Here is a 15,390-nt window from a genome sequence, read left to right on the forward strand (position 1 = left end):
GCTAAACCTATCACACTATCACAAATTGTCGATCGGACTCGCCAATAATGACAAATTGGTGTAAGAATATAATATGATTCCCCGTTGACGATCGGTAATGCCGCTGACATCAACAAGCACTGTGTAGCAGCTTGCGACCGTCAGTTCCACGAGGCGGTTAGCCACCCCTAACGACGATGGCAGTAAGAAAAGACAGCGATGCTCCCAGGGAAAAAGGCGGCGATGGAGCCACAGGCTAACGCCAACGCCAACGAGTTGGTCAACAACAGATTGGGAGCCACCAGCATCACGTAGCATCGCTACAATTTTCGGAACCCACTACCAGGTAATAGCTTTCATCTAAATATACTAAATTTCATCATCAAAAAATTAACATTGTGTAGACAAATATATGGTCTTGCCTAGATCGAGTCATAATCTACACCAAAATCGATATCATAAATAGGGACATAGTGGATGAACAACGGCAAAGTCAGAATATACGAACTGTCAAAGGAATTGAATTTGGAAAATAAGGATTTATTGGGGATTTGTGAGGACTTAAATATTGTGGTCAAAAGCCATAGTAGTAGCATTTCTGAAGCAGAATCAGAGCAGATTACCAAAGCAGCTAACGAGAAATTTCCCGATCGTCAAAACAAGGCACCCCGTCAGGTCATAACTGACAAGGTGGAGTCTCCTGTTGCCCCGAAGAGTGAGCCTCCCAAGTCACCATCCGCACCAAACCCCGCTCCTGCTGCTAAAGCAGATGCGCCGCGAACTGCGGCACCACTAGCCAGTCAGGGCGCAGCTGTGCGACCAACCGAACCCAAAGCCCGCATTTTGCAGATCGAGCACAAGAGTGATAGCCCGACTAAGCCATCCTTGATGCCTCAGCCACCCGTACAAACCCAACCGCCACTGAGACCAGCGACGCAATCGCCAAGTCCTAGCCGTCCAGTCGTACGTCCGACACCTGTAGGGGAAAATGTTACTCCGGTCAAACGTACCGAACTGAATGTTGAAGGAAGCACCCCCACTCGTGCTAAAGTTGCTAGCCCAGTTGCACCCCCAGCACCAAAGCCCCAATTATCCGGCCCACCAGCCCGTCCTGAGGCTGTTGAGTCCTCAGAGCCAGCCAATGGCGATAACTCCGATGGCAAAATGCCGCAGGGCAACCGTGCCGCAGCTCCAAGTAAACCCATTCCCAAATCCCAACAAGTCAAGAGCGAACCCAGCGACCGACCCGCAGTTGGTGCCCCAACACGGAGTCCAGCAACTGGAGTCGTCCGCCGACCAGTGGCTAAATCTGAAAATGCCGCACCACCCCTAAACCGTCCCCCCGCAAGGATCGTTCAGATCAAGCCGCAAGGCAGTGGTCCCACCCGACCAGGTGCGCCCAGCAAAGACGGTGCTGCAAATGACAAAGATGATAATACTCCGACCACAGTAGATCTCGAACTCAAGCGGCCACCACTGAGAAAACCAGTCAATAAAGGTAAAGGCTGGAGTAAAGAAGAGGAAGAAATTGAAACCGCCAAGGCGAAAGTTCCGGCTAAAGGGAAGCGGGTCAAAACAGTCGTCATCGATGAGGATGATGAAGATGATGATTTAGATGGTAACGATAACTCGAACGAAACCATCGTGAGTTTGTCGATTGCCAGACCTGCCAAACAGAAGATCGGTAGTGGCGGCGGTATCCGACCAGCAGCGGTTCCTGCTCAACGCAAGAAACCCGTGATGAAGGGGGATCAACAGGCCAAAGAACGCAGTAGTAACAACAAACGGGAACAGAAAGCTACTGTTGACAAGCCCGAATCGATTACGCTCATGGGCAGTATCACCGTTCGCGATTTAGCTGAAATGCTGCTCGTGCCGGAAACTGAAATCGTCAAACAGCTATTCTTTAAAGGGATTGCCATCAGCGTCACTCAGATCCTGGATGCGGGTACCGCCACGATGGTAGCCGAAGAAATGGGCGTGGCAGTGGTAACAGGTGTCGAACAAGCTGCGGCGACGAAAGTTACCGAAATGCTCGATATCGGTGACTATGACTTGCTCCAACGTCGTCCGCCAGTAGTCACGATCATGGGTCACGTCGATCATGGTAAAACTACTTTACTAGACGCCATTCGATCGACCAAAGTAGCCCAAGGAGAAGCAGGCGGTATTACCCAACATATCGGTGCCTACCATGTGGACATGGAACATGAAGGTAAAACTCAGCAGGTAGTGTTCCTCGATACTCCAGGGCACGAAGCCTTCACCGCCATGCGAGCGCGGGGTGCGCGGGTCACTGACATCGCCATCCTCGTCGTTGCGGCTGATGATGGTGTCCGTCCTCAAACCATCGAAGCAATCCGTCACGCACAAGCGGCAGAAGTACCGATTATCGTCGCCATCAACAAGATCGATAAACAAGGTGCCAATGCCAGCCGAGTCAAACAGGAGTTAATCGCCTTCAATCTTCAATCAGAAGATCTCGGTGGTGACACCATCATGGTCGAAGTCAGTGCCCTCAAAGGCGAAAACCTCGATACTCTTCTAGAGATGATCCTGCTAGTCGCCGATGTCGAAGACCTCCAAGCAAATCCCGACCGGACTGCCCGTGGTACGGTAATTGAAGCTCACCTCGACAAAGCCAAAGGCCCTGTTGCCACTCTATTAGTGCAAAATGGCACCCTCCGCGTTGGTGAAACTCTAGTTGCTGGACATGTATTTGGTAAAGTTCGGGCGATGGTAGACGACCGCCTCGCGCGCGTCGAAGCTGCTGGGCCATCCTTTGCCGTCGAAGTACTCGGATTGAGCGATGTACCTCAAGCGGGAGACGAGTTTGAAGTCTTCATCGAGAAAGAAGCTCGCGCCATTGCTGATGTCCGTTCTGCCGAACGTCGTCAGTCGCGACTCCAACAGATGATGGCTTCCCGTCGCGTCACCCTGAATAGTTTGTCTGCCAAGGCACAGGAAGGAGAACTCAAAGAACTCAACCTGATCCTCAAAGCTGACGTTCAAGGTTCCGTCGAAGCAATTCTCGGTTCGCTCCGCCAACTTCCCCAAAATGAAGTCCAGGTGCGCGTACTCCTCTCCGCCGCAGGCGAAATCACCGAAACTGATGTGGATCTAGCAGCAGCCAGTGGTGCCGTAATTATCGGCTTCAATACCACCCTCGCTAGTGGTGCTCGTGCCGCTTCTGATGAAGCTGGTGTCGATGTCCGTGAATACAACATCATCTACAGTCTACTCAGCGATATCCAAGCCGCGATGGAAGGTCTACTCGACCCCGAACAAGTCGAAGAACCGCTCGGACAAGTGGAAGTCAGAGCAGTATTCCAAGCTGGACGTGGCAACATTGCTGGATGTTATGTCCTGTCTGGTAAGGCTCTACGTAACTGTAGCATTCGCGTTCAACGCAAGGGTCAGGTGGTCTTTAGTGGCACACTCGATTCGCTCAAACGGGTCAAGGATGATGCACGTGAAGTCAATGCTGGCTTTGAATGCGGTATCCGCTTAGATAAGTTTAATGCCTGGGAAGAAGGTGACATTATCGAAACCTTCCAAATGGTCAGCAAGCGTCGGACGTTATCACCCGTTTAGGTTGTAACGCGATTCGATCGATTGAGAAACCCAGCTTCTAAAAGAAGCTGGGTTTCTTAATTAATCTGGGCATTGCTGATTTAAGGTATGATTTGCCTTTTTGTGCTCCGAAATCCCCCAGTCACCCCGTCACCCAGTCTTTCATACCCGCGATTGAAATCTGCTATGTGGAACCCATTTGAGGTCTTCTAGTAAGAAGCTAATCGGCAGCGATGAGAGCTTGTAGGGTGCGAGTTTTACTGGTGTGGACAGAACCCGGATCTGGGGGTTCCGACCCCCAGACCCACCGTGCCAGAGGCGGAACGCCGCCCCTCAAACTCCCCTGTCTTGACTCGCTAAACCGTCGGGGAACCCGACGAGCGCGAGTCGCTGCGTATGGATGGCGTGTGAGTTGCGTAGTGCGGCATTCACTTCACTCTAGATTGTAGTTGGGAGTTACTTGGCTAGAATTCACTCTAGGGATGAATTTCACTGATATCTGGCGATCGATTCTTTTCCTGAAAAGATCTCAAATGGGTTCGAGCGAGTGAACATCGGCTTTTTCCCGCTTCAGCTCGGACAACTCAATAGACTTCTTGCGAAAGTAAAAACATAACCTTTTTTCGTATTGTTTTCGTCTATGGAACCCATTTAAGATCTTTTGAGAAGGAATCGAGCGGGTTTGTTTGGATTTGCTGGTGCTTGGCGGAAATTTCTAGCATTGTCTTGTGGCGCTAAACCTGGAGGAAACCTCCAGAGCGCGCGCCGCAAACCCGCCCCTACAGATCCATAAATTCATCCGTATATATTTTATGGATCTGTAGAGGCGGGTTTATGCCAGCCAATATCGATCTTGCCGTTCGATCTCGTTGGCGAAGCCTACCGAAGGTACACGAACTCGTCCTCCCCCACTAGCGGCGGTTTTATTCGGAGGTTCCCTCGTCTTGTCGTTTTTTATTCGGGGGGAACTCCCGAATAAAACGACGCCGAATAAAAAACCGACAAGACAGAAGATCTCAAATGGGTTCTATAGTTTCCCCTAAAGCCTAAAGCCTAACTTTCGCAGGAAGTCTAATCCATACCTAGAGCTTCGATCGTGAATGTAATCTGTCGATAAAAAACAGCACTTTTGAGCTTTTGAGCGACTAACGCTGCTTGCTGTAGAATGACTCTGGCGGTAGCTGAGTGCCCCATGTGGTACAAAGCCAACCCTTCGGCATACAGTCCAGTCTCATCGCGCTTGGCAGTACAATCTAAGCCTTGACTTTGAATTTTTTGGGCTAGCTGAAAATCACTCATCGCTTTTTCGACATTCTTGAGATCGTACTGCAATAGTCCCCGATGATAGAGAGCGCAAATAAAGCTGGGGTGATAATCCATCACCTTCGTAAAACTAAAAATCGCCTCTTGTTTAAAACCTGACAAAGATTGCACTACCCCCAATAAATAATTGGCAGGAATCGAGCTGCGATCGATACTTAGCACCGTTTCGCAGTCTTGCATCACTGCGGGGTATTCACCATGTCGAAAGTAGATCCAACTCCGTTGAATATAAGCGTTGAGATCCTGTGGATCGATCTGGATCAGACGGTGATAATCAGCTAGCGCGGCATGAAGATTGCCAACTTCAGTATTAATTACGCCCCGCTGATAGTGAGCACTTACGAGCTGAGGATTGAGGTAGATGGCTTGATTGGATTGCATCAACGCTCTGGGATAGTCCCCGCGACTGATATAGATATCAGCGCGATTTGTATAAGCCTGTGCCATGTAAGGATCTAAATCGATCGCCAGATCGTAGTCCGCCATCGCACTAGTAAAATCACCTAGTTGCTGTCGGATCCGTCCGCGTCTGCGGAACAAGATTGCTAGCTTGTCGTTGAGATCGATCGCCCGATCGAGATCGATCGATGCCTGGGCGAGATTGCCCAATCTTTCATAACAGATCCCCCGATAATAATGAGCATAAAAATCATCATTTCGGATGTTTAGATACTGATTAAAGTTAAAGATTGCTATTTGATAATTACCGAGCTGAAAATGAGCGCGGGCATTTAACCAGCGGGCTGAAATGTCACTGGGCTGTTGTTCGAGGATAAACTTACAATCGAACAGGATACTCTGACAATCGCCGAGTTTTTTATTAATTAGAGCGCGACAGTGATAAAAATCTAAATTTTGAGGATCGCGTTGAATTGCCAAATTGCAAGCAACTAAAGCCGCTGGATACTTGCCGAGGGCATAATATACCCGCGCCAATCCGCCATCCGCGATCGCTAGGGCTGGACTGAGCCTGAGTGCTGTTTTGTAGTCTAGTTCCGCCTGTCGATAATCTTTTAATGCCAGTAACGAGCCAGCTCGATCGCAATAAGCCAATACCAAGTTAGGATCGAGTGCTATTGCCTGATGATAGAATTCGATCGCTTGTTGGTGCTCACCTCTAAACGCACTGTCACTACCATGTTGACACAATTTTTGGACTTTTGTGTTGACTTGATGCCTGGGTAAATCTAGTGTTTGTGCAGATTTAAACTCGATCTGTGAGTCCGACATAAGTTGTAGGTTTATCAAAATTACTTCAAGGAGGACTATCTGTCAGGACAAATATATCTAATCTTGTTTATTATTCCCTACTTGTTAGGCTCTATTGGTACTCTCAATATACTTTTTTTATACCACTTTGCAGTTCCTTGTAGTAGTTTTTAAGTTACAAGAAGCGTAATCGTTCGATCGATTACACTTAGAACTCATAGTCGGGATTCCCCACTTGAAAGACATTCAAACCCAAACTTCGCCACATCCTACACACTTTTGGTCGATCGTCAATTACGCCGATTACATTATAGCGATCGCGAATATTAGCATAATATAATTCTGATTTGAGCACATCATCGGGGCGTTGGTCGTCAGCCGGACGCATGAATAAATCTGTGTAGTTAATCTGATATTGTTTCAACCAAGCGACAGTCAGATCGTAGCAGACACTCGATCGACCGGATAATAGAATAATATTGGTATCTTGTCCCAATTTCTCGATCGTCATCGCTACGGCTGAATTGAGCGCGTCTTCATGGACTCGATCCCACGCAAACGGAGAACGAGTATGATTGATGGCTAGAGTACCATCGATATCTACTAAATAACAGTTTGGGAGGAGTGGATCGATCGCTGGTGATGGTGGTAAATGTAGATAATCATAATACATCTGCTCGATCGCCACTTGTCCGACAGAATTAGCGCGGATCAAATCGCGACGGATACATTCAGCCAACGATACATCTGTAAAATCTTTGAGCACGAGTTCAGCTTGATATTGTGTGGCTAATTCAGTAGCTCGTCTGAGATGAACTGGATTGAGATTGGTATCAGACCAAATTACCGAATAACTTTGCTCGAAATAATGTTCTGTCAACAAGTCGCGGACTTTGATAATTCGTTTTTCGCGTTTGTTGGTACCGCTGAGTTGTAATCTCAGATCGTCTTTGCAGATATTGGCAGTTTCTGGATGTTTTTGAATATATTCTCTAGCCCAGGTTGTTTTACCGCTAGCAGGTAAGCCTTTAGTGAGGATGAGTTTGAGTGACATGGGTGATTTTGGATTTTGGATTTTGGATTTTGGAGGATGAATGAGCTTACTTAACCCAAGCTGTTAGAAACCGCTGTCTTGATGCGCTAAACCGTTGGGGAACAAAGGCGGGCGCGCATCGCTTCTCGGAATGCAAAGTCCGCCTTCGCGGACTAGTTTATTAGCAAAGTTTCGGCGGACTTTACACCATGAGCCACGATTTGCGGATGCGCTAAAGCCTAAAGCCTAAAGCCTGACTTTCGCAGGAAGTCTATTCTTCACCACTAGAGCGAAATGGACGCTCGTAGCCAGGTTTAATCAGTTTCCAGATGACTTGGCTGTAGTCTCTTTTATCCAACATTAGAAATAATACGCCAGGATATGTTTGGGTTTGAAAATACATCGCTGTTTCTCTGCGATTGCCTAAATCTTGAAAAGCATTTTGACATGTGGTTTCAATTGCTTGATATTTAGTTTCTAGCTCTAGCTTGGTATCTTTCACCCAGTTATAAAATTCATCGGGGACAGAATCGAGAAACTGGTCGAGATTGTGATTTTGGCTCAGACATTCCCAGATATCTTTAGCTTGGACTCTAGTAATGATGCGATGGAGCCGGACATAATCAGCTAGCTTATATTTGAGTCGAAAACCATTCGACCATTTGAGAATAAATCCCTCATGGTTGTGTAGCTCGGCTTGGGTTTCGTCAATAGATTTGAGCCATTCGGGGAGAGTAGTCGCTGGATAAGTCTGTGCTGTGTCGCTCCAATTTACCTGGGTATGCTCTAGCTCTATTCCTGTCTGAGTATGTACCGCCGCGAGTAGTACCAGCCGTTGCGAGGAGCCATAGTCCACCACAATCCGATTGCTGGGATAGATAATCTCAAATAAATAGGTGTACTCTCGATCGAGTGTACCTAGATCGGCTTGATAATTGGCTAGTAATACGCGTGCCATTTGTGCTTGCTCTGAGGCAAAACTGCCCCTAGAAGCGACTTCCCATTGCCCTTGGTAGTAAAACAGAATAATTAACGATCCATCTAGCTTCTCGTAGATATTCGGCACCCCGTCGGGAATTGTGCCCTGATATTCGCTGAGATTAAAAAACTTGGGTAATGGTCTAGCGATCGATCGATAATGGTCATCTAGCACCAATCCCCGACAGTGTAGCGTCGTATCTACCCAATAGCGATCGAATTGAGCTTTGGCTGTGTAGTTATAGATTGTCAGCGGTAGACTAGGATGAGTCTGGCTGATAATATAACCCTGCTCGATCAGTGTCGGTAATGCCTGCGGGTCAAATGGTAAATTAGTCATACGATCGGCAGTATCAACCCAGCGCGGGAGTGTAAAGTTCATCTAGATCTAAGTTACTCGATCTAACTTCCCCGCAGCTAGTTCTAGCAATAAGCTCTCAAATCGTTTCAGTGGTGGGTATTGAAAGTCAAGAGATCTTTGAACTTAGGGGATACCCCGAACTAATTTTCTCGCTAACTATAAGCTGGTTCCCAGCCATTCGAGTCGTCGCCGAAGACACTGTGCGAACGAGTCAATCGGATTTGAGCTAGTGCCACAATCGTGGGAATAATCCGCCCGTAATTAGTCGAAATCGACCGCCAACCGAGATCGGCAAAAAACCAGCCCCACATCGCTGGCCCTAAAATGGTGAAAACACCTCTGACAGCCACCTGCTGGGTGGTGGAGAGCAGCATACCGCGTTTTGCCATGTAGAGCGATATGTAGCTTTGCAACTGGCTTGTAGCTGCGAGTCCGCCCCGAATTAGGGTTTGTTTGGCAACTTCATAGCTAGCAAAGTGAAAAGCAAATTGGCGGGCGATTTGATGGAGAACTAATGGTTTAATTACCGAACTTACCGCGATCGCGCCACTACCTTTTAGGATTAGTTTAATCGGATCGTGCTGAATATGTGCTGGTAAAGGCTGGTCGAAACGGGTATTTGCCAGAGATTTCTGGACTCTAACTGTCAGTGCATCCCGATCTCCAGACGGTAACTTGTGCCAACTTTTGCCCATCAGATGCAAAAAAACTTCTGATTCGAGATCTGTGGTACTGAGTTGCTGGGAATAGGGGATCTTGAGATATCGACAGACTTGCACCAATGTTTGGCGGTAACTAACTCCTTGAGTCCGTCCTTGTAAGACAGTGATGCCATCCGCTGCCAAAAATCGAAATCGATCCTCGATCGTATCTAACCAACTATCTCGATCTTGACTCTGAATCTCTACTAGATCTGGGGTACGTACGTAGTCTAAGGGATTGAACTTACGGCTAAAGAGAATCCTAGTTAATTGTTGTAGCTCGTCTTCAGTAGCCAGTTCTAAAGCCGTTCGTAACTCATCCAAAGCAACTTCCTCCCACAATCGTGCCGCTCATCCTATCATCCTACAGTGTACCGCACGATTTTAACAAACAGTGCAGGGTCATCATCAGCGATCTGCTAATTTAGCGGTGGTAGCTCTTTGGTGATAGCTCTACGGTTAGGGATATTTACATCAGCAACAAAGCGTTTGGTACCTGAAGTGTAAATTACCAGTCGTCGATCGAGTCCTTGAGGGTAGACTAGCAATATTTTATCGATATCTCTGATAATTTCGGTATAGTTGGCTCCAGAAGCATCGGAGATGTCGAGTTGCTTGCGATCCGACTCGTTGAGGGTTTTGTCACCGTTTGTATCTGCGAGGACGCGCAGGTGCCACAATGCTGTAACTGCTTTAGCCCCTTTCCCTGTGATGGGACTATCGGGATCTAGACGAGCTGGGACGGTAGTTGCGCCAAGTTGCTCCATTTCTAGCAATCGCGAACTATTATTGGCAAGTAATTTACTCGCCGACAAGTTGTCCCGGTGGACGAACATATAATTTCGAATGTCTGCACCCCCATTGCGACCTTCATAGCGCTCGGAGGCAGCAGATTTAAGCTGTTTGATGATGTTTCTTTGCTCTTGTGCGGCGACATAGATCGGCGCATACAGATATGGTGTACCATCGATCTGCTGAAATTCAGTCATCCAGACTTCGTTAGGTGCAGGTAATGGCGTTGGGGTGGTAGTTGCGACTACTTGAGCATTAGTAGTTGGGGTGACTGGTGCTTTGCTACAGCCAGCTACTGTTGCGACGACGACTAAACCAATTAATTTCCACCATTGTTTAGAAACAGTCATACTCTCACCACATCAAAAAGATTATTGAGCTTATCTACAACCAGGTCGTGTGCGATTCCAGAATAGCCAATTTCTGGGCGCAGAAGCGGATTGCTTGCTCCACATGGATAGTAATTGCGATCGAGGTTTTCGTCCTCTTTCGGCAACTAATTTGACGTGAATTCAGTTTAAGGGCTGCCATGCAAAGATGACTAGCTAAGTTTGCACACCGCACTCAATTGAAATCGCGCCGTCTCATTTTCTCAAATTGAACTAGCACAAAAATACCACAGTTGTCCCAAAACTCTCTATCCTAGAGGGTAAGTGAAGTCCCTTTCCTCGCTCGATTATGATTCCTTTGCAACTATCACTCAAGAACTTTCTCAGCTACAGTGAAGCCAGCTTGGACTTCACGGGGCTGCATACCGCTTGTATTTGCGGTGCAAATGGTGCGGGCAAATCGTCTCTACTAGAAGGGATTACCTGGGCAATTTGGGGTGAATGTCGGGCGGTGAGTGAGGATGATGCGATTAGTGCGGGGGCGATGGATGTGCGGGTAGATTTTACTTTCGGGATGCACGGCGAGACTTGTCGGATTATTCGCACCCGTCAGCGCGATGGCAATGGGGGATTGGAGTTTCAAATTCGGACTAGTGGGGGACAATTTCGCACGCTCACCCAAAAAGGGATTCGTTCTACCCAAGCATTGATCGATGACTATCTGAAAATTGATTATGATACTTTTATTAATTCTGCCTATTTACGTCAGGGTAAAGCTGATGAGTTTATGCTCAAAAAGCCAACCGATCGCAAGCAGATTTTAGCAGATTTATTGAAGCTCGATCGCTACGAGCAATTAGCAGATAAAGCCAAGGAGTCAGCCAAGCAATATAAACTCCAAGTGGAGGTGTTGACGGAAAGTTTGGCTGAGGATCGGTTGCAATTGACTCAAATTGAGGGGATTACCCAACAGCGCGATGATGTAAAAGTCCAAATTACTCAATTGCAGCAAGCCCAAAGTATTGAGGAGCAGGAACTAGAAAGTTTTAGAACTATTGCCAGACAGCGCGAGACTTGGCAACAACAGTTAGCCTGGGAGCAAAAACGCGATCGCGAATTAATTCAAGCATCAGTCCAAATTCAAGCAGATCTTCAGCTCCTGACGATCGATCGAAATCGTTTGGATAGTTTACTAATCCGCAGCGATGAAATCTCGATCGCTTACCAAGCTTATCTCAGTTTACAGCAACAGGTAGAGATTTTGGATCGGCAGTTCGATCTCGATCGACAGCTCCAGATTAAACTCCAAGCATTGCAGCACCAACTAGCTCAAAAAGATCGACAGTTACAGTTAAGCTTAGGTAAAAGTCAAGCCGAGTTAGCTTTAGTCATTCAGCAGGAGCCAGAATTAATCGATATTTTAGCCACAGCCGGAGATGTGACTAAAGCAATGGCTCAATTGCAAATCTGTCGTCAGAGATCGATCGAATTAGATCGATTGCAAGCCGAAGTATTACCACTCCAACAAGAGCGAGTTTTATTAGAGACTAAGATCGATCGAGAGACAGCAAAAATTCAGGCTAAATTAAATGAGCTAATCTTGCGAGAGCGGCAAGTCAAACTTAAAACTGATGAGTATCCTCAGATTGTCGATAGATTGAGCTTATTAGATTTACAGATTACTGAATTAGATCGCAAAAAAGTCTATCAAAAGCGGATTGAAGATAAAGGTTTAGTCAAGAAAGAGAATCTCCAACGATTGGAGGCAGACACTCATAATTACCAACGGCAATTAGTAGAACTAGATCGAAAATTAGAGCTGCTAGAGATTCCCAATGCCAGTTGTCCTGTCTGCAATTTACCATTAGACGAAAATCATTGGCAACACGTATTGAGTAGTGCCAAAAGCGATCGGGGAAATATCGAGCAACAGATTTCAGTTACCCAAGAAGAGCAATCGCGTTATACCCAAGAACGTCAAGCTTTAGTCGCGGAGTATCAACAGCTACAGCGCGAACTAGCCGGATCGGAAAGCCTGCGGGAACAGCGAGGTAAACTGCAAGCACAACTAGATTCGATCGATGAATTGAAAGTAAATCTTCAAGAAATTGCTATCGAAAAATCTCAGATCGAAATAGCGATCGAATCTAAAAGTTATGCAAGTGAATTACAATCTCAATTGCAAGATTTAATAGTTCAAATAGCCACAACTAGCTATAGTGAACAGAGTCATGCTCTCGCTAGAGGTGATGTTGATAAATTACGCTGGGCAGAAATCAAGCAAGAACGAATCAAAGATGCTACACGCAAGCAGCAACAACTAATCGATCGCAAGAGTCAATTACAAGTCGAGACTGCCAAAATCGAAGAGGAAATTATTCAACTTCAAACTAATTCAGATTTACAGATCGAGATAATAGAACTCACTCGCCAAATTGAAGAATTGGGATACGATCGCAATCGTCATAATCAAGCCTCAACCGATCTCCGTCAATCACAATCGATCCAACTGCAACATCAAGAATTACACCAAGCGAAACAAATTCATCCTCAAATCCTCGATCGTCTAAAAATATTAGCAGCTAACGAGCTACAAAATTTAGAAGATCGCCAAAAATCAGTCCTAGATATCGATCGAATTGCGATCGAGATTGCCAAAGCCCCCGATACCGACGAACGAATTAGATCGATCGAACAACAGCTCATCCAACGTCGCCAACAGCTAGATACCAATCTCTCAATTTTAGGTAGCCTAGAACAACAACTTACCCAACTAAATAATATTAAAGAGCAACTGCGATCGCAAGAGCAGCAACTCGATACTTATAAAACCCAGTACAAAATTTATGATGAACTCGGAAAAGCTTTTGGTAAAAACGGGATTCAAGCACTAGTGATCGAAAACGTCTTACCCCAACTCGAAGCCGAAAGTAATCAAATCCTCTCCAAACTTAGTAACAATCAATTTCACGTTCAATTTATCACTCAAAAAGCCACCAAAGCCAGTCGAACGAAAAAATCAAATATCAAAAATGCTAAATTCATCGACACATTAGATATCGTCATCGGTGACGCTAATGGCACCAGATCCTACGAAACATACTCTGGCGGCGAAGCTTTTCGGATTAATTTCTCCATCCGCCTCGCACTCGCCAAACTCCTATCTCAACGCGCCGGAACACCACTCCAGATGCTGATCGTAGACGAAGGATTTGGCACCCAAGACCGCGAAGGATGCGATCGCCTCATAGCAGCCATCAACGCCATTTCTGCCGACTTTGCCTGCATCCTGACTGTCACTCACATGCCCCAATTTCGCGAAGCCTTCCAAACCCGAATCGAAGTACACAAGACCAGTAAAGGTTCGCAAATTCAAGTAATTAGTTAAACAGTTGATAGTTGATAGTTGATAGTTGACAGCAAAGCATCAATTCAAGTCAAAAAATGGCTACAAGTCATTCCCCAGATCGATCCCATTCGCACAACGTCGGTTCCGCCGAACAAGTAAATTCCAACTAAAATCTAAAATGGAGCGAATGCCGCACTACGCTTCACACCAGCCATCCATACGCAGGAGAGTTTGAGAGGCGGCGTCCCGCCTCTCAACGGGGGGTCTGGGGGTCGGAACCCCCAGACCCGGGTTCTGCCCTCACAAGTAAAACCTGAAACCCACAAGTTCTCTTCATTTGCCGATTTGCTAAGTACAAGCATTATTTTTAACCCGTCAGCGTAGCAACTCACACTAAATGAATGCCTGAAAATATCATCCGCCAACACTCGAACCATCAAACACCAACGCAAGTATATATTATTGGTGTCGGCCCTGGAGATCCCGACCTATTAACCGTCAAAGGACAAAGAATCATCGCGACTGCTGATGCGATCTTGTATGCCGATTCACTCATACCCGATCGCATCTTACAAGATACCCGCCCAGATGCAGAAATTATCAAAACCAGTCATCAAACGCTCGAACAGATTGTATCGATAATACTCGATCGAGTGCGATCGGGTGCGATCGTCGCGCGGCTACACTCAGGCGATCTCACCCTCTATAGTGCCATCACCGAACAAATCCACGCCCTCAGAGCTGTAGGTATTACTGTCGAACTAGTGCCAGGGATTAGTGCTTTCCAAGCAGCTGCTGCCAAACTCCAAGTCGAACTCACCGTTCCCGAAATCGTCCAGACAATTATCCTCACCCGTCCCACAGGTAGAGCTTCAGCCGTCCCCGCCGCCGAAGATTTAGCTAGTTTAGCCGCCCACCAAGCAAGTCTATGTCTCTATTTAGCCGCTCGCCATGTCGAGACAGCCCAAACTAAATTACTCCAACATTATCCACCAGCTACACTTGTAGCCATTTGCTTTCGGATCGGTTGGGAAGACGAGCAAATCTGGGTAGTCCCGCTGACAGAGATGGCAGCAGTCACCACCCGCCAAAATCTCACCCGCACGACGATGTATATTATTAGTCCGGCATTAGCCCAGATTGATGGTAACGATCCTCCCCAGTTTTCACTTACGCGATCGCAATTGTATCATCCTGACTACGATCGCTTATTTCGACCTCGATCGTAAAATTGGCTCGATTATCAGGGCGATGGGCAACAAACCTAATAATAAAATTTTCCCCATATCTGTCAATATGCGTGATAAACGAGTTGAGACTGGAGTGCGCCCGCCCCCAATACGGTTCGGTTAGCCAGCGGTTGAAACCGCAGCACATGATGCAAAGTCCGCCTGTCTTGTCGTTTTTTTATTCGGCGGCGTTTTATGCGGGGGTTCCCCCCGCATAAAAAACGCCAAGACGGGGGAACCCTAGACATAAAAACGCCGCTGTCTTGAAAAGGTGCTTCACTTGGCCTGTACCACCGTATCGTCCCGCCTTTGTTCCCCACTGGGCGGGAGAAATAACCAGTTGACCATGGAACGAACCCAAGCGGGGAAACCCCAAGAACACTGGGCGGGTCCCCCGATTGGTGACAAGTTAAGGTGCGAGTGCAGTTGTCAAGCAGGGTTGAGAGGATGGCTCAAAAAAGAATGACCCTTCCCTATTCACTCGGTCGGGGAAGGGGTCAATAATCAATTTCTTGAATGGTTTGCGGATAGATT

9 protein-coding genes are annotated in these 15,390 nt (G+C 46.9%); 3 read left to right on the forward strand and 6 right to left on the reverse strand.

Going from position 1 to position 15,390, the window contains the following annotated elements; genetic code table 11:
* Positions 1 to 18: 18 nt before the first annotated feature.
* Entirely contained in the window at positions 19 to 297 is a 279-nt protein-coding gene (locus ACEW9J_RS08700) for a hypothetical protein (protein WP_373544742.1), read from the reverse strand.
* Between the two features lie 159 nt (positions 298 to 456).
* Here ACEW9J_RS08700 and infB point away from each other — a divergent pair, with 159 nt between their 5' ends.
* Positions 457 to 3,573 carry a translation initiation factor IF-2 gene (infB, locus tag ACEW9J_RS08705; protein ID WP_373544743.1) on the forward strand — a complete coding sequence of 1,039 codons (3,117 nt, stop codon included), beginning with the start codon at positions 457 to 459 and terminating at the stop codon, positions 3,571 to 3,573.
* A gap of 1,050 nt (positions 3,574 to 4,623) precedes the next feature.
* On the opposite strand, the gene ACEW9J_RS08710 is transcribed toward infB, so the two are convergent.
* The 5 genes from ACEW9J_RS08710 to ACEW9J_RS08730 all read right to left on the reverse strand — a co-directional run bounded on the left by ACEW9J_RS08710 (position 4,624) and on the right by ACEW9J_RS08730 (position 10,299).
* Positions 4,624 to 6,105: a tetratricopeptide repeat protein gene (locus tag ACEW9J_RS08710; RefSeq protein WP_373544744.1), complete on the reverse strand. Its 1,482-nt coding sequence runs from the start codon at positions 6,103 to 6,105 to the stop codon at positions 4,624 to 4,626.
* Positions 6,106 to 6,292: 187 nt separating this feature from the next.
* Positions 6,293 to 7,138, reverse strand: a complete 846-nt coding sequence (locus ACEW9J_RS08715; RefSeq protein ID WP_373544745.1) for an AAA family ATPase — start codon at positions 7,136 to 7,138, stop codon at positions 6,293 to 6,295.
* Positions 7,139 to 7,388: 250 nt separating this feature from the next.
* Positions 7,389 to 8,477, reverse strand: a complete 1,089-nt coding sequence (locus ACEW9J_RS08720; protein ID WP_373544746.1) for an RNA ligase — start codon at positions 8,475 to 8,477, stop codon at positions 7,389 to 7,391.
* Positions 8,478 to 8,608: 131 nt separating this feature from the next.
* Positions 8,609 to 9,481, reverse strand: a complete 873-nt coding sequence (locus tag ACEW9J_RS08725) for a YaaW family protein (protein WP_373544747.1) — start codon at positions 9,479 to 9,481, stop codon at positions 8,609 to 8,611.
* A 95-nt stretch (positions 9,482 to 9,576) separates the two neighbouring features.
* The gene (locus tag ACEW9J_RS08730; protein ID WP_373544748.1) at positions 9,577 to 10,299 is read right to left on the reverse strand and encodes a hypothetical protein; all 723 of its coding nucleotides are present in this window, start codon (positions 10,297 to 10,299) and stop codon (positions 9,577 to 9,579) included.
* A gap of 328 nt (positions 10,300 to 10,627) precedes the next feature.
* On the opposite strand from ACEW9J_RS08730, the gene ACEW9J_RS08735 reads away from it, so the two are divergent.
* Together ACEW9J_RS08735 and cobM are read left to right on the forward strand one after the other, a co-directional pair.
* Entirely contained in the window at positions 10,628 to 13,666 is a 3,039-nt protein-coding gene (locus ACEW9J_RS08735; protein ID WP_373544749.1) for an AAA family ATPase, read from the forward strand.
* Between the two features lie 362 nt (positions 13,667 to 14,028).
* Positions 14,029 to 14,856: a precorrin-4 C(11)-methyltransferase gene (cobM, locus tag ACEW9J_RS08740; RefSeq protein WP_373544750.1), complete on the forward strand. Its 828-nt coding sequence runs from the start codon at positions 14,029 to 14,031 to the stop codon at positions 14,854 to 14,856.
* Positions 14,857 to 15,390 lie beyond the last annotated feature (534 nt).

This window comes from Chamaesiphon sp. (genome assembly GCF_041737865.1).
In the GTDB taxonomy this organism is placed as follows: domain Bacteria; phylum Cyanobacteriota; class Cyanobacteriia; order Cyanobacteriales; family Chamaesiphonaceae; genus Chamaesiphon.